Genomic DNA, 20362 nt, shown 5'->3' on the forward strand with positions numbered 1-20362 from the left:
GGATCATGATGCGTAACCCGACCTGGCTATACCTGCTGCTATCGTCCGCCTGTGCGGTGCCGGTCAGCGCGCAGGAACGGCCGCTGCTTCTCGCCCCGCTGACGCCCGAGGCGACTGCGAATCCCGAGAAATGGCCAGCCCCGGCATGGCCGTTGCCGCGCGATGCCGCAGCCGAGGCGAGGATCGCTGCCCTCATCGCGCGCATGACGATCGAGGAAAAAATCGGGCAGATCGTTCAGGCCGATATTGCCAGCATTACCCCGGCTGAGGCGAAGACCTATCATATCGGCTCCATCCTGAACGGCGGCAACAGCGCGCCGGGCAATGACGAATTCGCACCGCCCGAGAAATGGCTGGCGCTGGCTGATGCCTTTTATGCGGCGTCGGTCGACACGTCGGGCGGTGGCGTCGGCATCCCGATCATCTGGGGTACCGACGCCGTGCACGGCCACAGCAATATCGTCGGCGCGACACTGTTTCCGCACAATGTCGGGCTGGGCGCGGCGCGCGATCCCGATCTGATCGAACGGATCGCGCGCGCGACCGCGCTCGAAATCCGTGCGACCGGCATGGAATGGACCTTTGCCCCGACGGTCACGGTGCCACAGGATTATCGCTGGGGCCGCGCTTATGAAGGATACTCCTCCGACCCGGCGCTGGTCAGCGAATATGTCGGTCGCATGGTGCGCGGGTTGCAGGGACCGGCCACTGGCAAGGACCTGCTCAAGGGGCCGTATGTCATCGCCTCGACCAAACATTATCTGGCCGATGGCGGAACCGTCGACGGGCGCGATCAGGGGGATGCGCAGATAAGCGAAGAGGTGCTTCGCGACATCCACGGTGCGCCCTATGTCCCCGCACTCGAACAGGGCGTGGCGACGATCATGGTCAGCTTTTCGGGCTGGAACGGCGTCAAGAACACCGGCAACAAATCGCTGCTCACCGATCTGCTGAAGGACCATATGGGCTTCGATGGCTTCCTCGTCAGCGACTGGAACGCGCATGGCCAGGTCGCCGGATGCACCAACGCATCGTGCCCGCAGACGGTAAATGCCGGGCTCGACATGGTGATGGCACCCGACAGCTGGAAGGCGATGTGGACCTCACTCGTCGCGCAGGCGAAGGACGGAACGGTGCCGATGACGCGGATCGATGACGCCGTCGCGCGCATCCTGCGGGTCAAGATGCGCCTTGGGCTGTTCGAGGCGGGCAAGCCGTCGAGCCGACCCTATGCCGGACAATGGGATTTGCTCGGCGCGCCCGACCACCGTGCCATCGCGCGGGAGGCGGTGCGCAAATCGCTGGTGCTGCTCAAGGATCAGGGCGGTGTTTTGCCGATCAAGCCCGGCAGCCATATCCTGGTCGCGGGCGACGCCGCCGACGACATCGGACGCCAGTCGGGCGGCTGGACGCTGACATGGCAGGGGACCGACGTCACCAACGCCAACTTCCCCGGTGCCACGTCGATCTGGAAGGGGCTGGACGACGCCGTCAAGGCGGCGGGCGGTAGCACCGAGCTTGCGCCTGACGGTGGGTATCGCAAGAAGCCCGACGCCGCGATCGTCGTGTTCGGCGAAACGCCCTATGCCGAGTTTCAGGGTGACCTGAAGACGCTGCAACTGCGACCCGAATTGCGCGCGCCCTTTGCCACCATGCAGAAACTGAAGGCTGCCGGTATTCCGGTGATCGCGGTGATGATCAGTGGACGGCCGCTGTTCATGAACCCTGAACTCAATGTCGCCGACGCGTTCGTCGCCGCCTGGCTTCCGGGATCCGAAGGCGGCGGCATCGCCGACGTTCTGATCGCGGGCAAGGACGGCAAACCGCGCTTCGACTTCACCGGGAAATTGCCGACAGCGTGGCCGGCGACGGCACGAGCGGGTGGGCCCGTGCTGTTCCCGTTCGGCTATGGCATGGGTCTGGCTGACCGCAAGGCCTGGACCGCGCTGTCCGAAGATCCGGGGGTCGATGCCAGCGATAGCGGCAATATCTGGTTCGCCAAAGGCGTACCCGCCGCATCCTGGTCGTTGCGTGTGCTGGACGGCACCAGTGACTCGACGCGCATCACCACCGTCCCAGCCAAGGCACTGAGCGGACGAGTCACCGTGACCGCGACGAATCATATCGTGCAAGAGGGCGCGCGCCAGTTCGCTATTTCCGGCGGTCAGGCGACGGTCGAAGTATCGGGCTTTTCTCCGATCGAGTTGACCCGCGAAAGCAATGGCGACCTGCTGCTGGTCGCCACGATGCGGGTCGATCAGCGCCCGACCAAGCCCGCGACGTTGGTGTTCAATAGGACCGGCATTCCGTTTGCCGCGCTGTCGACCGCGCCGGTCGGCGAATGGCGCAGCTATGGCGTGCCGCTCAAGTGCTTCGCCTCGAAAGGCGCCGACATGGCCCGCGTCGAGACGCCGTTCCGGCTGATGACCGAGGGTGCCGTGCGTTTCAGCCTTGCCGAGGTGCGGCTTGCTTCGGTCGCGGACGTAACGATTCCCTGCCCATGAGCGACTGGCTGACCCGGGCAGCGCCAATCGCCGAGACCGACGCGACCGACGCCGCCCAGGCGCAGGTCGCGTTGGCCGGGGCGAACGGTCGCCCGCTGGTCCTGCGCGGCCTGACTGCGCACTGGCCAGCGGTTGAGGCGGCGCGGCACGACATACTGACGCTCGCGACCTTGATCGGGCGCTACGGCCGGGGCGCCCCGATGAACGTGTTCACCGCGCCCCCGGGGACGCAGGGCCATTTCTTCTATCGCGCCGACATGGCGGGGTTCAACTTTCGCACCGAACAGGCGACGATGGCCGAGTTGCTCGACCGGCTGCTGTGGGCGAGCGAACAGGCCGACCCGCCGAGCTTCTATGCGGGATCGACGCCCGCCGCCGATTTCATGCCCGGCTTTCTCGCCGATCATCAGCTGCCGGTCGATGCGCTGGGTGCCACGCCGCGGCTGTGGACGGGCAATGACTCGCTCATCGCAACCCATTTCGATCAGTCGGACAACATCGCGGTCGTCGTCTCGGGGGTTCGACGTTTCGTGCTGTTTCCGCCCGAACAGGTCGCCAACCTCTATCTCGGCCCGCTCAACAAAACCCCGGCGGGGCAGCCGGTCAGCATGGTTCCGGTCGATGATCCCGACCTCGCACGCTACCCGCGCTTTGCCGACGCGATGACGGCAGCACAGGTCGCGACGCTGCAACCCGGCGACGCGATCTTCATCCCGTCACTGTGGTGGCACAATATCCGCGCCACCGGGCCGCTCAATCTGATGGTCAATTATTGGCTCGACGCGCATGCGGGCAGTTCGCCGCTGCTGGCCTTTGCGCATGCCTTGCTCGCGCTCCGCGACTTGCCGCCCGCCGAGCGTGCTGCCTGGCGGACCTGGTTCGATCATTTCATCTTTGGCGACGACGGCGCAACCACGGCGGATCATTTGCCGCCGCATGCCCAGGGTGTTCAGGGCCCGGCATCGCCCAAGCGTGACCAGACCATCCGCAACTTCGTGCTGCGCGGCCTGATGGGGCCCGGTTAGCGCGTCATCAGCTTGGCAATATAATCAGCGTGGCTCGGCATCGCGCGCGCTTGCTGGTCGAACACCGCGGCAATCCGCTCCATCGCCGCGATGATGCGGTCGTCGTCGGTCGCATCGACGAGCGGATCATGGCCATCGGGCAAGATGTTTTGCCCCAGCATCACCGCCGCCCAGTTAGCGATCCCGAACAGGTCGTGGTCGAACCGGCGAATGCGACCCTTGGTCCGGAACAGCTCGACCTTTTGCGCCAGGCTATTGGGGATCTCCATCGCCGCCACGTCCCGCCAGAACGGTGTGTCGTCGCGCGCCGTCGCCTTGTAATGCAGGACGATAAAGTCGCGGACATATTCATATTGGTCGATCATCAACCGGTTATATTCGTCGCGCTCGACCGCGCTGAACCGCATGTCGGGGAACAGCCAGAACAGCTTGTTGATGCCGGTCTGGATCAAATGGATGCTCGTCGATTCGAGCGGTTCGATAAAGCCGCCGGCCAACCCCAGCGCGACGACATTGCCTTCCCACAAGCGCTCGCGCACCCCCGCCGTGAAGCGCAGCGGGCGTGGCTCCGCAAGCGGCTCGTCGTCGAGATTCGCGAGCAGCGTGGCCCGCGCTTCGTCGTCGCTGGCATAGCCGCTCGAATAGACGATGCCGTTGCCGGTGCGGTGCTGAAGCGGGATGCGCCATTGCCAGCCGAATCCGTGCGCCGTAGCGCGGGTCGCCGGGATCAGCGGGTCGATCCGCGCCGACGGCACCGCGATCGCGCGGTCGCACGGCAGCCAGCGCGACCAGTCGCGATAAGCGACCCCCATTTCCTTGCCGAGCAACAGGCTGACGAAGCCCGAGCAATCAATGAAAAAGTCACCCGCGACATCGCGTCCGTCGGCCAGGCGCAGCGACGCGACATGGCCGTTGTCGCCGTTGCGCGCGACGCCTTCGATTCGCCCTTCGATCCGCTCGACCCCAGCAGCTTCGGCCCGGCGGCGCAAAAAGACTGCATAGAGCCCAGCGTCGAAATGATAGGCGGCGGCCATCTGGTTCAACGGTGATCGCGGGTCGCCACTTTGCGGCGCATATCCGCCGTGACGCACCGCCGCACCCGTGATGAAATAGTCGGTGAAGCGCCGTATGCGCGGGTCGTGGCGGTGCTTCAGCCAATATTGGTGAAAGGCAATGCCCTCGAAATTATGACCCGGATCGCCGAATGGATGGAGGTAGCGTTCGCCCAACGCGCCCCAATCGACGAACTCGATCCCTAGCTTGAACGTCGCCTTTGTCTCGCGGATAAACTCGGCCTCGTCGATGCCGAGCATCCTGTTGAAATCGCGGATCGGCGGGATCGTCGCCTCACCGACCCCAACCGTGCCGATGGCATCGGATTCGACCAAGATGATCCGCCGCTGGCCATCGTTCAGAAAGCGCGCCGCCGCCGCCGCCGCCATCCATCCGGCGGTGCCGCCGCCGACGATGACGACGGTGCGAACGGGGTCGGTCATTCCCCGGCTTTGGCCGACGCCGCCGGTTCGCGCAACACATAGACCGGGCCGACTTCGATCGTCTGCGCCGCCCCGGCGGTGTGCAGGGCGAGCTGGCCGGCCCCCGCCGCAAGCGCCAACGATGCCGTGGTACCGATCTGGTAAAGCCGCCAGTTCGGCCCCACGGTCAGCACATTGTCTGAAAACCCGTCATAGGGCGCGGCATTCTGCTGCACCCGGATCGTCAGCTTGCCCTGTCCGTCAGGGGTCGATGCCGCCACGGTGCGCGCGAGTATCGCAATGCGCAATCGGTCGCCCTTGGCAACGGCATCCCGCAGTGGCACGGCGGCACCGGCGTCAAACGGATTGGCCCCCACCGCGCTGACCGTCAGCAAGGTCGCCACCCGGCCATAGACGCTGGTCGTCGTCGCCTTCGTCACCTGACTGGCCCCATAGAACAGCCATTCGCGATTGGCCGGTTCGTTGAGCAGAACCCCCTTGCCCACCAGTTGCGGCGGCAGTTCCGGATCGGCGGCGGGGGCCGCCGTCACCGTCGTCTGGCGGATCGATTTGACGCCCTCCACGATGATCACCTGCCCGATCTCGATCGTCTGCCGCGCACCGGCCAGCTGCAATCCGAACACAGCCTGCCCCTTTGGAATGTCGCGATCGGCGGGTGCCGTCACCTCGAACAGCTGCCATTCGGCACCAACGGTCAGCGTCGTGTCGCCGAACCCGGCATAGGGCGCGACATTCTGCTGGAAACGCGCGCTGATCCGCCCCTTGCCGTCGGGAGCATCGGATTTGATCGTGCGTGCCCAAAAGGCTGCGACATAGTCCCCCTTGTTGCGCACGGCGGTGCGGATCGGGACATTGGCACCGGCGTCATAGGCCGCGACCCCCAGCGATTGCAGCGTGAACTGGATCGCCGCCCCGCCGCCGGGAATGTCAGGCGATTTGACGATTTTCGATTTCATGATCGCGCCAAATGTCGACCAGTTGAGCGACGACGGATCGTTGATCAAACTGCCCGGCAGGCTGTCGTCGAGTGCCTGCAATTCGGGCGTCGCCTGACGCTCGCCAGCGGCCGCAGGTGCCGTCTGCGCAACGGCGGCGGACACCGGTGCTACCGTCGTATCGGGCAGTCCGATTGCGCCGCGCATCCCCGGCAGCCACGCCTTCTTGTCGCTATCGTAGAAAGGAAAGGTGTTGGTGTACGCCCAGGTGCACATGCCCAGACCCAGTGGCGCAAAAGCCTTGGTCACCGCCGCGTGATAGCGCACGCGCTGGTCCAGCGGCGTCGTCGTGTGCGCACCAGTCTCGCCCATGAAGGGAAGAAGGCCGGTGCGGGCGCTGTAATCCCGGATCTTCTGCACGTCGCGAACCAGCCGTTCGGCATCGTCGGCAATGCCATAAGCGCGGCCCAGCGGCGGCACCGGCTTAACCCAGTCCGCCCCCTGATGGGTGAACTGGAACGGCTCGTAATAATGGAAGGTCGGATAGACGTTGGGATCGTCCGGCAGCTTCAACGTCGCGAGTGAATCAATCCCGCTCCAGTTTTCGCCACCGATGATCACCGGCCGGTCGGGGTTAGTCGCGCGCACGGCTGCAAGCGCCGGGGACAGTGCCTCAACCAGATTGGCGTTGGTGAACTTGTCATGTGGTTCGTTTTCCAGTTCGAACCAAAGGCTCGCCGTCGGCTGCGACGCAAAGGCGACACCGATCTGCTTCCAGATACCGGCAAAACGCGGCGCGCTACCCAACGGATCGCTGTGCATCGATTCGAAATTATGGCTGTCGAGAATGACGTTGAGCCCTGCCGCCTGCGCCGCGCCGACCAGATGCTTCACGCGTGCGAGGAAGGCGGGTTCGATTGTATAGGGCGCGGTTCTCGCGGCATGGCTGTCCCACCGCACTGGTAACCGGATCGTCTTAAACCCGGCCTTGGCGATGTTGGTGAAATCGGCATCGGTTATCGCATGCCCGCCCCAGCCAGTTTCGGTCGGCGGCTCAAGGCTGTTGCCCATGTTGATGCAGGTCCCGACGGGCAGGCCCCGTGGTCGGGCGGCGTTGGCGGCGGGCACCGCGACGCACGTCATCGCCGCGATCAGCATCATCGATTGTTTCATAGCGAACCTCCCCGTGCGGCATTTCCCGCTTGTCCGACTTGGTAGCGCTACCACCTTTTACGGTCAAAGCTAATTGTGAGCATGGGTAAGCTAATTCTCAACTTTAGCCGCTTCCTGACCACCCGATCAGTTATATGAACGAACGGCAGATTTCGGGATTGTCAATTCGCGCACCGAACGGCCGAAAGTGGGGCGCGTTGCTGCCTGACGGGTAATTGCAATAGCAGCCTGTCGGCTGATGGGCCGTTAGCAGAATGGCAGCCTCGGGGTGATCAGACGCGAATGCGGACATTCGTTCAGCTACTCGCCGAAGCTGCGAAGACCCAATCTCGGCGGTTCGCGGCCAGTTTTCGGCTCCCCCCAAGAGCGGACAGCGGCAAGGCCGCTCTTGATGTCGCCAAGATGGCGATGGGCTGGCCATCATAGCCCTCGATCGCGCGCAACAGCGCACCGACGCCCTGGTGATCGAGTATAGCTGCATGGTGCGTAGCGACTGGCGCGACTAACGCCCCGCGGAGCGCCGCTGCTGGATCAGCGGACGCACGAGCCGTCGAAACAGCATATCGAAAAACGCGACTAGCGAATGACCGCATCCGTCGCGCCGTTTCTAGATGCCCGCGCGCTTCGATTTTCTTTAGTGCCGCCAGCAGCTTGATCGGGGTGATTTCTTCGACCGGGCGCGTGGCCAAAGCCGGCTCTAACAGTGACAATAGCCAGCGCGCTTTGCCAACCGTTACGGCGGCTCGCCCTTCGCGCTCAGACTTTACTATGTATTCGTCCGCCACCGCCTTGAATGTTGTTGCTGCCTTCATCGTTGCATCCAGCCGATCGATGCGCTTTTTCTCGGATGGGTCGATCCCAGACGCTATTAATTTGCGCGCCTCCGCACTGCGTTCCCGGGCATCCTTCAACGTCACATCGGGATAGCGACCGAGCGACAGCTTCTTTTCCTTGCCCGCGATCCGATACTTCAACCGCCACAGCTTGCCAGCCCTACGGCTGGACTAGAAGGAACAGGCCACGCTCATCTGAAAGCTTGATCGGCTTCGGGCCAGGTTTAGCCGCGCGGATGGCAACATCATTTAGAGGCATGGGGCCCACTCCAAATTAGATTTTGAAATGGCCCCCAACTTGGCCCCCAAATACGCCCGACTGTGGGCGAACGGCGGCGGACGGCAGCGACCAGATTCATCGCAGATTTCCGGGGCTTTTTCAACTGTGGCGGATCACCGCGCACAGGTAAATGGTGCCCAGAAGAGGACTCGAACCTCCACGACCTTGCGATCGCCAGCACCTGAAGCTGGTGCGTCTACCAATTCCGCCATCTGGGCACGGGGTAGGCGGCGGCCTTTAGGGGGCGGCTGGTTGCGTTGTCAACCGGCACTTCGCGCGACACTTCAGATGGTTGCCCTTTGGCGCGGCGCGGGGCATTGGAGGGCGCGGGTTCGAACACCGGATTTTATACAGAGGGCGCGATGAAGGACAGGCTGGTGACGTTGATCGGCGGCGGCGGGTTCGTCGGGCGCTATGTCGCACAGGCGCTGCTGAAAGCGGGCGCGCGCGTTCGCATTGCCCAGCGCGATCCTCGCAGCGCGCTGTTTCTGAAACCGCAGGGCGGCCTTGGCCAGACGCAGTTCGTCGCGGTCGATGTGCGTCGCCCCGAATCGCTCGCCCGCTCGCTGGCGGGCTCGGACGCCGTCGTAAACCTGGTCGGCGTGTTCGGCAGTGCGATGCGCGACGTCAACGCGATCGGTGCGGGCAATGTCGCAAAGGCGGCGGCCGCCGCCGGTGCCACTGCGTTCGTGCAGGTTTCCGCGATCGGCGCGGATGAGGAATCGCCGTCCGCCTATGGCCGGTCGAAGGGCGAGGGCGAACGCCTCGTCCGCGCCGCCTTTCCCGCCGCCACGATTCTGCGCCCCTCGCTGATCTTCGGGCAGGAGGATGCGTTCGTGAACCGCTTCGCCGCGCTCGCCGCGATGCTGCCGGTGGTTCCGGTGCTGCGCGGCGGCACGCGGATCCAGCCGGTGTGGGTCGCCGATGTCGCCGCGGCGATCGTCAAGGCAGTGAGCGAACCCCTGACGTTCGGTAGCAAGACGCTCGAACTCGGCGGGCCGGAGGTGTTGAGCTTCACCGCCTTCCACCGCTGGCTGGTCAGCGCGATCGGCGCGGACAAGCCGGTGGTGGAGCTGCCCGATGTCGTTGGCGCGGGGATGGCCGCACTCGGATTTCTGCCGGGTGCGCCGATCACAAAGGATCAGTGGCTGATGCTGCAACAGGATAATGTCGCGTCGGGGGACGGCTTCGCGGCGCTCGGCATCGTCCCCGCCCCGCTCGGCGCAGTCGCTCCGGCCTGGCTGGTGCAGTATCGCAAGCACGGGCGCTTTACCGGCACGCGTCAGGCTGCCTGATCCCATCCTTGCCGATATCGCCCGATACCGCACCCGTTCGTGTGCGCCCCTTGACCTGACTTTGCTCTGGAGACTGCCCCGTGGGTGATCTGATTACCGCGATTCTGCTGGGGATTGTCGAGGGGATCACCGAGTTCCTGCCGGTTTCGTCGACCGGCCACCTGATCCTCGCTACCGAATTGCTGGGCTATGCCGCCGAGAAATGGGCGGTGTTCAACATCGCGATTCAGCCTGGCGCGATCCTGGCGATCGTGCTGATCTACTGGCGCACCTTCTGGAACGCCTTTACCGGCCTGTTCCGCTGGGACCCCGAATCGGTGGCGTTCGTGCGCAATTTGCTGATCGCGTTCATCCCCGCCGTCGTGCTCGGCCTCGCATTCGGGGACCATATCGAACTGCTGCTCGAAAACGCGGTGGTCGTCGCCTGGGCGTTGATCGCCGGGGGTATCGCCATCTTGGTGGTCGAGAAGCTGGCGAAGACAACCGATGCCGGTGGCGTGGCGAATGTCACCTTCAAGACATCGGCATGGATCGGCGTGATCCAGTGTCTGGCGATGATCCCGGGGGTCAGCCGGTCGGGCGCGACGATCCTGGGCGCGATGGCGATGGGCGTCGATCGCAAGACTGCGGCGGAGTTCAGCTTCTTCCTCGCACTGCCGACGCTGACCGGCGCGACCGTGCTGCAATTGTTCAAGCATCGCGCCGAACTGACCGCCGACGATTTCGGGCTTATCGGGGTCGGCATGCTGGTTTCATTCGTGGTCGCGTGGATCGTGGTGAAGGCGTTTCTCGCCGTGGTGACGCGCTACGGCTTTGCGCCCTTTGCTTGGTATCGCATCGTCGCCGGGACCGCCGCACTGATCTGGCTTACATACAGATAAGGCCGAATCGGTTCTTTATTGTAATGAAATTGCGCAGACACGGTATCTATTCCGATAATCATCTCCAGATAGGTAAGTAAAGCTTACCTATATCGTGTTTTCCGCGTGACTCGCCTCGCAAAATCTGCCAACCGCGCCGCATGGCAAAAGAGGTCATGCTCCAATTCGTCGATCGTGCGCAGGCGTTCCCGCTCAAGCGCGACCCCCAGCTACGCGCAGAGGATTTCCGCGAGATCGCGGAACGCTATGCGCCGCCCACTGCGGAGGAACAGGCCGGACGCTGCTCGCAATGCGGCGTCCCCTATTGCTCGGTCCATTGCCCGCTGCACAACCACATCCCGGACTGGCTGCGCCTGACCGCCGAGGGGCGTCTGCGTGAGGCCTATGAGCTGAGCAATGCGACCTCGACCATGCCCGAAATTTGCGGCCGCATCTGTCCGCAGGACCGGCTGTGCGAGGGCAATTGCGTCATCGAGGCATCCGGCCACGGCACGGTCACCATCGGGTCGGTCGAGAAGTTTATCACCGACACGGCCTGGGAAAATGGCTGGGTCGAACCGCTCGTCCCCGGTCGCGCGCGCGGCCAGTCGGTCGGCGTGATCGGCGCGGGTCCGGCGGGCCTTACCGCCGCTGAATATCTGCGCGTGCTGGGGTATGAGGCCCATATCTACGACCGCCACGACCGGCCCGGCGGCCTGCTCACTTACGGCATCCCCGGCTTCAAACTGGAGAAGGACGTCGTCACCCGCCGCACCGATCGGCTGGCAGACGGCGGTATCGTCTTTCACAACGGGTTCGAGGTCGGACGCGACGCCACACTAGCCGAGCTCCGCCAGCGCCACGACGCGATCCTGATCGCCACCGGGGTTTACAAGGCTCGCGCGATCCGCGCACCCGGCGTGGGTGCGAACGGCGTGGTCGAGGCGCTCGATTACCTGATCGCGTCCAACCGCAAGGGCTTTGGCGACGCCGTCCCCGCCTATGACGACGGCTCGCTGAATGCCGAAGGCAAGCATGTCGTCGTCATCGGCGGCGGCGATACCGCGATGGATTGCGTCCGCACCGCAATGCGCCAAGGCGCGGCATCGGTAAAGTGTCTCTACCGCCGCGACCGTGCCAACATGCCGGGGTCACAGCGCGAGACCAAGAATGCCGAGGAGGAAGGCGTCGAGTTCGTCTGGCTCTCCGCCCCCGAAGCATTCGAGGGCGGCGACACGGTGACCAGCGTCAAGGCCACCGGCATGCGTCTCGGCGCCCCCGACGCCTCTGGCCGACGCGCACCCGAACCCGATCCGGGTGCAGGCTTCGACGTCCCCGCCGATCTGGTCATCAAGGCGCTGGGCTTCGATGCCGAGGACTTGCCCGCCCTGTTCGCCGAGCCGCAGCTGGGCGTCACCCGCTGGGGCACGATCCGCACCGACGCGCGCACGATGATGTCCAACCTCGACGGCGTGTTCGCAGCGGGCGACATCGTCAAGGGCGCGAGCCTGGTGGTCCAAGCGATCCGCGACGGCCGCGATGTCAGCGAACGCATGCACAACTGGCTGAAGGCACAGGCGACCGCCCCTGCAGCCAAGGCGCGGGAAGCGGCATGATCCGCGCCGCCATCGCCGCCGCGTCGCTCGCGCTCGCCGCCCCCGCTTTCGCGCAGGGCGATCCCGCCGCGATCGCCGCTGCCGAACGACTGGTCGAGGCAATGGGCGTCGGCCAGCAGTTCGATCAGATGTTCGCCATGATGGCTCCGATGATGGCCAAAAACGCGATGGCACAGCTTGAGGCGGGACAGGCCAGCCGCCCGTTCTTCGAGGAGCTGGTCAAGGGCGACTATGCCCGCAAACAGCGCATGGAAGCGATCCTGGCGGAGGAATATCTGTCCGCCATGCGTGCCCAGACGCCGCGCATGAAGCGCGAATATGCCCGCGAATATGCCGGCGTGTTCACCGCCGCCGAACTCGATCAGCTCGCCGCCTTCTTCAGCCAGGGTACGGGGGCGAAGTTCATCGCCGAGACCGCCGGTCTCCAGACCAAATTGGGTCAGGTCGGCCAGCGCATCGGACTCGAAGTCGGCATGGTCGCCACCCCCAAGGCACTGGAACGCGCCAAGAGCGAACTCGACGCGGAGACGAAGAAGTGACGCCAGAAATCGTACCCGCCCCCTACGCTGACCAGCGTGAGCGTTTGGCTGTCGAGGGCATGTACCGCCCCGAATTCGAATCCGACGCGTGCGGTGTCGGCATGGTCGCGGCGATCGATGGCCAGCCCTCGCGCCGCGTCGTGCAGTCGGCGATCGATGCGCTGAAGGCCGTGTGGCATCGCGGCGCGGTCGATGCAGACGGCAAGACCGGCGACGGCGCTGGCCTGCACGTGGACCTGCCGCTACGCTTCTTCGACGACGCCGTCCTCGCGTCCGGCCATCGCGTGCTGCCCAACCGCCTCGCGGTCGGCATGATCTTCCTGCCCCGAACCGATCTCGGCGCGCAGGAGGCGTGCCGCACGATCGTCGAAAGCGCGATCATCGAGGCGGGTTACACCATCTATGGCTGGCGTCAGGTACCGGTCGATGTCTCCGTCATCGGGCAAAAGGCACAGGCGACGCGTCCGGAGATCGAGCAGATCATGATCGCCGGACCGCTGCCCGAGGATGCCAGCGCCGCCGAGTTCGAGAAGAACCTGTATCTCGTCCGCCGCCGCATCGAAAAGCGCATCATCGCCGCGCAGATCAGCGGCTTCTATGTGTGCTCGCTGTCGTGCCGTTCGGTCATCTACAAGGGCCTGTTTCTCGCGGAATCGCTGTCCGAATTCTACCCCGACCTGAAGGACGAACGCTTCGTCAGCCGCGTTGCGATCTTTCATCAGCGTTATTCGACCAACACATTCCCGCAATGGTGGCTGGCGCAACCGTTCCGCTGCCTCGCCCACAATGGCGAGATCAACACGATCCGCGGCAACAAGAACTGGATGCTCAGCCACGAGATCAAGATGGCGGCGACCGCGTTCGGCGAGCATTCGGAGGACATCAAGCCGGTGATCCCGGCGGGCGCGTCGGACACGGCGGCGCTGGATGCGGTGTTCGAGGCGATCTGTCGCTCGGGCCGCGACGCCCCCACTGCCAAGCTGATGCTGGTGCCGGAGGCGTGGCAGGCGATCGACGCGATGCCCGACAAGCATCTGGCGATGTACAAGTACCTCGCAAGCGTGATGGAGCCGTGGGACGGCCCCGCAGCACTGGCGATGACCGATGGCCGCTGGGCTGTCGCGGGCGTCGATCGCAACGCGCTGCGTCCACTGCGCTATACCCGCACGTCGGATGGCCTGCTGGTCGTGGGCTCCGAAACCGGCATGGTTCAGCTCCCCGAATCGAGCATCGTCGCCAAGGGGCGGCTGGGGCCGGGCCAGATGATCGCGGTCGATCTGGAAGAAGGCATTTTCTATGAGGACGGCGCGGTCAAGGACCGTATCGCCGGGGAATATGATTACGCGTCGATGATCGGCGAGTTCATCGGCCTCGACGACCTCGCCCCCGTTACCGATGCCGGGCCGCGCTACGATCGCGCCGAACTCACCCGCCGTCAGGTCGCCGCCGGGCAGACGCTGGAGGATATGGAGCTGATCCTCTCCCCCATGGTCGAAACCGCCAAGGAGGCGATCGGCTCGATGGGCGACGACACCCCGCTCGCGGTCATCAGCGACAAGCCGCGCCTGATCAGTCAGTTCTTCCGCCAGAATTTCAGCCAGGTGACCAACCCGCCGATCGACAGTCTGCGCGAACGCCATGTGATGTCGCTCAAGACGCGCTTCGGCAATCTCGCCAACATCCTCGACACCGGTGCGACCGCGAACCGCGTGCTGGTGCTCGAAAGCCCGATGCTGACCAATGGCGACTGGACCCGGCTGCGCGCGCATTTCGCCGACCAGGCGGCGGAAATCGACTGCACCTTCCCCGCCGGTGGCGGACCGGAGACGCTGCGCGCGGCGATCGCCGATATCCGGTTCAAGGCCGAACAGGCCGTGCGCGCGGGCTGCACCGAATTGTTTCTGACCGACGAGCATCTCGGCCCCGAACGCGTCGCCATCGCCGGGGTACTGGCGGCGGCGGCGGTCCACACGCATCTCGTGCGCAAGGGGCTGCGCAGCTATGCCAGCGTCAACATCCGCACCGCCGAATGCCTCGACACGCATTATTACGCCGTGCTGATCGGCGTGGGCGCGACGACCGTGAACGCCTATCTGGCCGAGGCGTCGATCGCCGACCGCCATTCGCGCGGCCTGTTCGGCGATCTGTCGTTCGAGCAATGCCTGAACAACCACCGCAAGGCGATCGACGAGGGGCTGCTCAAGATCATCTCGAAAATGGGGATCGCCGTGATCTCCTCCTATCGCGGCGGCTACAACTTTGAATCCGTCGGGCTCAGCCGCGCGCTGGTGAACGATTTCTTCCCCGGCATGCCGACCAAGATTTCGGGCGAGGGCTATGCCTCGCTCCACCTGAACGCCAAGCTTCGCCACGATGCCGCGTTCGACGCCTCGGTCGCCACGCTCCCGATCGGCGGCTTCTACCGCCAGCGCCACGGCGGCGAAACCCACGCCTATTCGGCGCAACTGATGCACCTGCTGCAGACCGCCGTCGGCACCGACAGCTATTCCACCTATCTGCAATTCGCGCGCGGCGTGCGCGACCTGCCGCCGGTTTACTTACGCGATCTGCTCGAATTCAACTTCCCGGATGAGGGCGTCGCGGTCGATCAGGTCGAGGCGATCACCGAAATCCGCAAGCGTTTCGTCACCCCCGGCATGTCGCTCGGCGCGCTCAGCCAGGAAGCGCATGAAACGCTCGCCATCGCCATGAACCGCATCGGTGCCAAGGCCGTGTCGGGCGAAGGCGGCGAGGATTCGCTGCGTTACAAACCCTATGCCAATGGTGACAACGCCAACTCCTCGATCAAGCAGATCGCCAGCGGACGCTTCGGCGTCACCGCCGAATATCTGGGCGCGTGCGAGGAAGTCGAGATCAAGGTCGCACAGGGCGCAAAGCCCGGCGAAGGCGGCCAGCTGCCCGGCTTCAAGGTCACCGAGTTCATCGCCAAACTGCGCCACGCCACCCCCGGCGTGATGCTGATCTCGCCGCCGCCGCACCACGACATCTATTCGATCGAGGATCTGGCGCAGCTCATCTATGACCTGAAACAGATCAACCCGCGCGCTCGCGTCTGCGTGAAACTCGTGAGTAGCGCAGGCATCGGCACTGTGGCTGCGGGCGTAGCGAAGGCGCATGCCGACGTCATCCTCGTCGCGGGCCATGTCGGCGGCACCGGCGCATCGCCGCAGACCAGCGTGAAGTACGCTGGAACCCCGTGGGAAATGGGGTTGAGCGAGGTCAACCAGACGCTCACCCTCAACGGGCTGCGTGGTCGCGTAAAGCTGCGCACCGATGGCGGGCTGAAGACCGGGCGCGACATCGTCATCGCCGCAATCCTGGGCGCGGAGGAGTTCGGCATCGGCACGCTCAGCCTCGTCGCAATGGGCTGCATCATGGTGCGTCAGTGCCACAGCAACACCTGCCCCGTCGGCGTCTGCACGCAGGACGAACGCCTGCGTCAGAAATTCACCGGCACCCCGGAAAAGGTCATCAATTTGATGACCTTCATCGCCGAGGAAGTCCGTGAAATCCTCGCCAAGCTGGGCGTCCGGTCGCTCGACGAGCTGATCGGCCGCACCGAGCTGCTGCGTCAGGTCAGCCGGGGTGCCGAGCATCTCGACGATCTCGACCTCAACCCGATCCTGGCCAAGGTCGATGCCGACGAGAACGAGCGCCGCTTTTCGCTGCCCACCTGGCGCAACGCCGTCCCCGACAGCCTCGACGCCCAGATCATCGCCGATGCAAATGCGGTGTTCGAGCGTGGAGAGAAGATGCAACTCGCCTATAACGTCCGCAACACGCACCGCGCGGTCGGCACCCGGCTGTCGGCGGAAATCACCCGCATCTTCGGCATGTCGAAGCTCGCCGACGGCCATGTCCAGGTTCGCCTGCGCGGCAGCGCCGGCCAGTCGCTTGGCGCGTTCCTGTGCAAGGGCGTGACGCTGGAAGTGTTCGGCGATTCCAACGACTATGTCGGCAAGGGGCTGTCGGGCGGCACCATCATCGTGCGGCCGCTGGTCAGTTCTCCGCTCGCATCCCAAGACAATACGATCATCGGCAACACCGTCCTGTATGGCGCGACCTCGGGCCGCCTGTTCGCGGCGGGTCAGGCGGGCGAACGCTTCGCCGTCCGCAATTCGGGTGCGCACGTGGTGGTCGAGGGCTGCGGCGCGAATGGCTGCGAATATATGACCGGCGGCGTCGCCGTGGTGCTGGGTAAGACCGGCACCAATTTCGGCGCGGGCATGACCGGCGGCATGGCGTTCATCTACGACGCCGACGGCAGCTTCGCCGCCAACGCCAACCCCGAAAACATCGTGTGGCAACGCCTATCGTCGATGCATTGGGAAGCGGTGCTCAGGAACCTCGTCAGCGATCATCATGACGCGACCGACAGCAAATGGTCCGGCGGCCTGCTGGAAGACTGGGAACGCATCCGCGGCCATTTCTGGCAGGTCGTGCCAAAGGAAATGCTGACGCGGTTACCGCAACGGCTGGACGACAGCGTGGAGCTGGAGGCGGCGGAGTGAGCCTCTGGCTACGATTGTCGCGCGCCGACATCGTGGCCATACTCATCTGCTTGGCCATAGTTGCCGGGTTCAGCTGGCTTGCTTGGATGGCGCTCCCCGCCGATCGGGCCGTCATGGCGAGCGAAGAAGCCACAGTGGTCTCGCAAGCACCTGGGCTGCAAGGCAGAAATGGCCGAAGCAAAGTTTACGCGACGGTACGACTGCGGTTGAACAACGGCACGCCGTTGACGCTTGGACGGGCGATCGAGTGCCTTCCAGCACTCAAGCCGGGAGATCGCGTCCGGTTGTCCGGCACCCGCAATAAGGCAGGCGCGATGATGTGGTATTTCAAAGGAGAAGGCTGCTCTCGTTAGAGAAATGTAACAGCGATGCCCTCGCCGCTTCCCTCCCCCGCCCCCCGCGCCTATGCGGGAGGCATGTGGCAACTCTATCAATTCCCCCTCTGCCCCTTCTCCCGCAAAGTCCGGCTCGTGCTTGGCGAGAAAGGCGTCGGTTATGAACCCGTGCGCGAATCGCCTTGGGCGCGGCGCGACGAATTTCTCGACATGAACCCCGCCGGGCAAACCCCGGTGATGGCCGATGATCGCGGTGTGGTGCTGATCGACTCCGTCGCCATCTGCGAATTTTTCGAGGAAACGGTCAGCAAGGCCGCCCTGCTCAACGGCACCGCCGCCGACCGCGCCGAAATCCGCCGTTTGGTCGCGTGGTTCGACGTCCAGTTCTTTCGTGAGATCACCGGGCCGCTGCTCCACGAACGCATGCTCAAGCGTCTCGTCCATCGCGCCACCCCGGATTCGACCGCGTTGCGCGAAGCGATGAAGGCCGCCGTCGCGCATCTCGACTATATCGATTTCCTGCTCGACCACCGCACCTGGCTGGGTGGTGCGACGATGAGCCTTGCCGACCTTGCCGCCGCCGCGCAGATCAGCGTCGCCGACTATCTCGGCGGGATCGACTGGAAGAGCCATGAGCAGGCCAAGCGCTGGTATGTCGGCATGAAGAGCCGCCCCAGCTTCCGCCCGCTGCTGGCCGAGCGGATGGAGAGCATCAACCCGCCCGCCGACTACGAGAAGCTCGACCTCTGAGCAGCAAGCACAGCGCAGTCGTCATCGGCGCGACCGGCGGCATCGGCGCGGCCTTTGCGGACGCGCTGGAGGAAGAGGAAAGCCATGCGAAAGTCTGGCGCTTCGGTCGCTCGCTATCGGGAGGCGCGCACCTCGACCTGACCGATGAAGCCAGCATCGCCGCCGCCGCGTCCCAAGTCGCCGACGGCCCGCCGCCATCGCTGATCCTCGTCGCCACCGGCATCCTTGGCGAAGGCGAACGCGGCCCCGAAAAATCCCTGCGCGACCTCGACCCCGACTGGCTCGCTCGCGTGTTCGCGGTCAACACGATCGGCCCTGCGCTGGTCGCCAAACACTTTCTGCCACTGCTCCCGCGCGAGGGCACCCCGGTCTTCGCCGCCCTCTCCGCCCGTGTCGGCAGCATCGCCGACAATAGCCTCGGCGGCTGGCACGGCTATCGCGCGTCGAAGGCCGCGCTCAACATGCTGATCCGCAATTTTGCGATCGACGCGCGCCGCCGCAACGACCGTAGCATCGTCGTCGGTCTCCACCCCGGCACCGTCGGGACCCCGCTATCCGAACCGCATCGCGGCACGATCGCCCCCGGCCAACTGTTCGCCCCCGACCGCGCCGCCGTGCAACTGCTCGACGTGATCGAGGGGCTGAAACCGTCCGACAGCGGCAAGGTCTTCGCGTGGGACGGCGTCGAAATCCCGGCCTGACCGATAATCGCTCGCAATTCGGTTTTACCCGCTTCACCACCCGCTGACCCAAATCGCCCCGTTGTCGCGCCCCTCGGCCCGCAACATCATTGTACCATCCATGGTTCAGGCGGGGGACAGCCACATGCCGGATTCAACCGAGACGACGCAGCGCACCGGGATCGCGGTAAAAGCTCTCCGCTGGCTTGGCGTCGTCGCCGCGCTGATTTGGCTGGTTCAGGCCGTCACCGGCATTCTGCTCGCCTATTATTTCGAGTTGAACGACACGCTGCTGTCCTCGGTCGACAAGCCCAAGGACTTCGCCGCGATCGAACAGCGCATGGACGATCTTGCCGGCGCGGGCGGCAAAGCCAAGATCAACTGGATCTGGAGCACGGCGGGGCGGCAGGACCGCTTCTTCCTCAACTATACCGCCCCTGACGGCGGCAAACGCGATGCGCGCATCGCGGGCGACGGCACCGTGCTGCTCGACACCAGCGAGGGCGACCTCCCCTTCCTCGAACGGGTGCGCGAAATCCATCTGACGCTAAGCGCGGGCAAGACCGGCGAGTGGATCTTGACGATCACCAGCCTGTTGCTGCTCGGCAACCTGATCCACGGTATTTACACATTATGGCCGCGCCGCGAGCGCTGGGGCGAGGCCCTCAAGCCGCGCCGCGCGACCGGCGACCGGCTAGAGGCTTGGTATCGCGCGATCGGTCTGGTCGGCGTGATACCCACCTTCGTCGTGGTCGCCGCCGCAACGGTGATTTTCTTCGAGCACAGCATCGAGGGACCGATCGGCGCCCCCCCGATCAAGCTGGCCGCGGTCGCGCCAGCAGGTGAGAATATCGGTTTCGCCGCCGCCGCCCGCGCCGCCGAAGCCGCAATCCCCGGCAGCCGCTTCGTCGGTGGCCCCATGCCGACGGCGGAGGACGCCACCTGGAAATTATGGGTCAATCAGCCCGGCGAGTATTTCCGCGAAAACGGCTATGGCGGCAGCCTCGTTCTGATCGATGGCAACGATGGCACAACGCGCGGCGCATTCCCGCTGCAACAGGCCAGCGCCGCCTATAAATTCATGGCGCTGCCCTACCCCATCCACACCGGCGAGATTGCGGGACCGATCGGACGCTTCCTCGTGCTGCTGGTGGGTCTGTGGCTGGCAACGATGACGATCATCGGCCTGATCCTGTGGAACCGGCGACGGAAAGCGGCAGTCTGACTCGATTATCGCGCCTTGTAATCGACGTTCATTTTCGGCCGTTCCGCTTGCGTGCGCATCACCACCGATTTGCCCAGCGGTTCCAGTTCCACCTGATCCAGTTGCCGCAACAAATCATCAAAAATTTCGTCGTTCGACACCGGGAAATGACGCGAAAACCCGGCCCCCAACAAGTCGAGGTCTCGTTGGCTTAGCAAGCCCACTGCGACAATCCGGTTCTCAGCCATCGTAAAATGGACCTTTCACCCGCACAACGAGCAAAGGCCGTGATCGACGCATTCGTT

General features: G+C 64.7%; 15 protein-coding genes and 1 tRNA gene. 11 read left to right on the forward strand and 5 right to left on the reverse strand.

Going from position 1 to position 20362, the window contains the following annotated elements; all coding sequences use genetic code 11:
* Positions 1-5 precede the first annotated feature (5 nt).
* Positions 6-2504 (forward strand): glycoside hydrolase family 3 protein, encoded by a 2499-nt coding sequence (locus tag U1702_RS10905; RefSeq protein WP_332724310.1) that lies wholly within the window; start codon positions 6-8, stop codon positions 2502-2504.
* Positions 2501-3529 (forward strand): cupin-like domain-containing protein, encoded by a 1029-nt coding sequence (locus U1702_RS10910; protein WP_332724312.1) that lies wholly within the window; start codon positions 2501-2503, stop codon positions 3527-3529. Before U1702_RS10905 ends, U1702_RS10910 begins: the two co-directional genes overlap by 4 nt.
* Here the strand turns inward: U1702_RS10910 and U1702_RS10915 are convergent.
* From U1702_RS10915 to U1702_RS10930, 4 genes are all read right to left on the reverse strand, one after another.
* Positions 3526-5025 carry a tryptophan halogenase family protein gene (locus U1702_RS10915; RefSeq protein ID WP_332724314.1) on the reverse strand — a complete coding sequence of 500 codons (1500 nt, stop codon included), beginning with the start codon at positions 5023-5025 and terminating at the stop codon, positions 3526-3528. The two genes, U1702_RS10910 and U1702_RS10915, sit on opposite strands and share 4 nt — an antisense overlap.
* Entirely contained in the window at positions 5022-7133 is a 2112-nt protein-coding gene (locus U1702_RS10920; RefSeq protein WP_332724316.1) for a glycoside hydrolase family 5 protein, read from the reverse strand. Before U1702_RS10920 ends, U1702_RS10915 begins: the two co-directional genes overlap by 4 nt.
* Before the next feature lie 296 nt (positions 7134-7429).
* A complete protein-coding gene (locus U1702_RS10925; RefSeq protein WP_332724318.1) occupies positions 7430-8107 on the reverse strand; it encodes a tyrosine-type recombinase/integrase in 678 nt (225 codons plus the stop codon).
* Between the two features lie 270 nt (positions 8108-8377).
* A tRNA-Leu gene (locus U1702_RS10930) sits at positions 8378-8464 on the reverse strand.
* Between the two features lie 144 nt (positions 8465-8608).
* On the opposite strand from U1702_RS10930, the gene U1702_RS10935 reads away from it, so the two are divergent.
* The 9 genes from U1702_RS10935 to U1702_RS10975 all read left to right on the forward strand — a co-directional run bounded on the left by U1702_RS10935 (position 8609) and on the right by U1702_RS10975 (position 20078).
* Positions 8609-9541 (forward strand): complex I NDUFA9 subunit family protein, encoded by a 933-nt coding sequence (locus tag U1702_RS10935; protein WP_332724320.1) that lies wholly within the window; start codon positions 8609-8611, stop codon positions 9539-9541.
* Between the two features lie 80 nt (positions 9542-9621).
* Positions 9622-10422 (forward strand): undecaprenyl-diphosphate phosphatase, encoded by an 801-nt coding sequence (locus U1702_RS10940; protein WP_332724322.1) that lies wholly within the window; start codon positions 9622-9624, stop codon positions 10420-10422.
* 140 nt (positions 10423-10562) lie between these two features.
* Entirely contained in the window at positions 10563-12017 is a 1455-nt protein-coding gene (locus U1702_RS10945) for an NAD(P)-dependent oxidoreductase (protein ID WP_332724324.1), read from the forward strand.
* Complete coding sequence (locus tag U1702_RS10950; RefSeq protein WP_332724326.1) at positions 12014-12556, forward strand: DUF2059 domain-containing protein; 543 nt, start codon at positions 12014-12016, stop codon at positions 12554-12556. Before U1702_RS10945 ends, U1702_RS10950 begins: the two co-directional genes overlap by 4 nt.
* A gap of 59 nt (positions 12557-12615) precedes the next feature.
* The gene (gene gltB / locus U1702_RS10955) at positions 12616-17088 is read left to right on the forward strand and encodes a glutamate synthase large subunit (RefSeq protein ID WP_332724686.1); all 4473 of its coding nucleotides are present in this window, start codon (positions 12616-12618) and stop codon (positions 17086-17088) included.
* An 86-nt stretch (positions 17089-17174) separates the two neighbouring features.
* Entirely contained in the window at positions 17175-17441 is a 267-nt protein-coding gene (locus U1702_RS10960) for a hypothetical protein (protein ID WP_332724328.1), read from the forward strand.
* A gap of 63 nt (positions 17442-17504) precedes the next feature.
* A complete protein-coding gene (locus U1702_RS10965; protein WP_332724330.1) occupies positions 17505-18173 on the forward strand; it encodes a glutathione S-transferase family protein in 669 nt (222 codons plus the stop codon).
* Entirely contained in the window at positions 18170-18874 is a 705-nt protein-coding gene (locus U1702_RS10970) for an SDR family NAD(P)-dependent oxidoreductase (RefSeq protein WP_332724688.1), read from the forward strand. Before U1702_RS10965 ends, U1702_RS10970 begins: the two co-directional genes overlap by 4 nt.
* Positions 18875-18998: 124 nt before the next feature.
* Positions 18999-20078, forward strand: coding sequence for a PepSY-associated TM helix domain-containing protein (locus U1702_RS10975; protein ID WP_332724332.1), 1080 nt, complete (start codon positions 18999-19001; stop codon positions 20076-20078).
* A 5-nt stretch (positions 20079-20083) separates the two neighbouring features.
* On the opposite strand, the gene U1702_RS10980 is transcribed toward U1702_RS10975, so the two are convergent.
* A complete protein-coding gene (locus tag U1702_RS10980) occupies positions 20084-20305 on the reverse strand; it encodes a hypothetical protein (RefSeq protein WP_332724334.1) in 222 nt (73 codons plus the stop codon).
* Positions 20306-20362: the final 57 nt, after the last annotated feature.

It is taken from the genome of Sphingomonas sp. LT1P40, assembly GCF_036663835.1.
Taxonomy (GTDB): Bacteria; Pseudomonadota; Alphaproteobacteria; order Sphingomonadales; family Sphingomonadaceae; genus Sphingomonas.

Excerpts from the sequence above, each read along its gene's own strand:
- U1702_RS10905 (WP_332724310.1), top strand. The coding sequence starts at position 6 with ATGATGCGTAACCCGACCTGGCTATACCTGCTGCTATCGTCCGCCTGT.
- U1702_RS10910 (WP_332724312.1), top strand. The coding sequence starts at position 2,501 with ATGAGCGACTGGCTGACCCGGGCAGCGCCAATCGCCGAGACCGACGCG.
- U1702_RS10915 (WP_332724314.1), bottom strand. The coding sequence starts at position 5,025 with ATGACCGACCCCGTTCGCACCGTCGTCATCGTCGGCGGCGGCACCGCC.
- U1702_RS10920 (WP_332724316.1), bottom strand. The coding sequence starts at position 7,133 with ATGAAACAATCGATGATGCTGATCGCGGCGATGACGTGCGTCGCGGTG.
- U1702_RS10935 (WP_332724320.1), top strand. The coding sequence starts at position 8,609 with ATGAAGGACAGGCTGGTGACGTTGATCGGCGGCGGCGGGTTCGTCGGG.
- U1702_RS10945 (WP_332724324.1), top strand. The coding sequence starts at position 10,563 with ATGGCAAAAGAGGTCATGCTCCAATTCGTCGATCGTGCGCAGGCGTTC.
- U1702_RS10950 (WP_332724326.1), top strand. The coding sequence starts at position 12,014 with ATGATCCGCGCCGCCATCGCCGCCGCGTCGCTCGCGCTCGCCGCCCCC.
- gltB (WP_332724686.1), top strand. The coding sequence starts at position 12,616 with ATGTACCGCCCCGAATTCGAATCCGACGCGTGCGGTGTCGGCATGGTC.
- U1702_RS10960 (WP_332724328.1), top strand. The coding sequence starts at position 17,175 with ATGGCGCTCCCCGCCGATCGGGCCGTCATGGCGAGCGAAGAAGCCACA.
- U1702_RS10965 (WP_332724330.1), top strand. The coding sequence starts at position 17,505 with ATGTGGCAACTCTATCAATTCCCCCTCTGCCCCTTCTCCCGCAAAGTC.
- U1702_RS10975 (WP_332724332.1), top strand. The coding sequence starts at position 18,999 with ATGCCGGATTCAACCGAGACGACGCAGCGCACCGGGATCGCGGTAAAA.
- U1702_RS10980 (WP_332724334.1), bottom strand. The coding sequence starts at position 20,305 with ATGGCTGAGAACCGGATTGTCGCAGTGGGCTTGCTAAGCCAACGAGAC.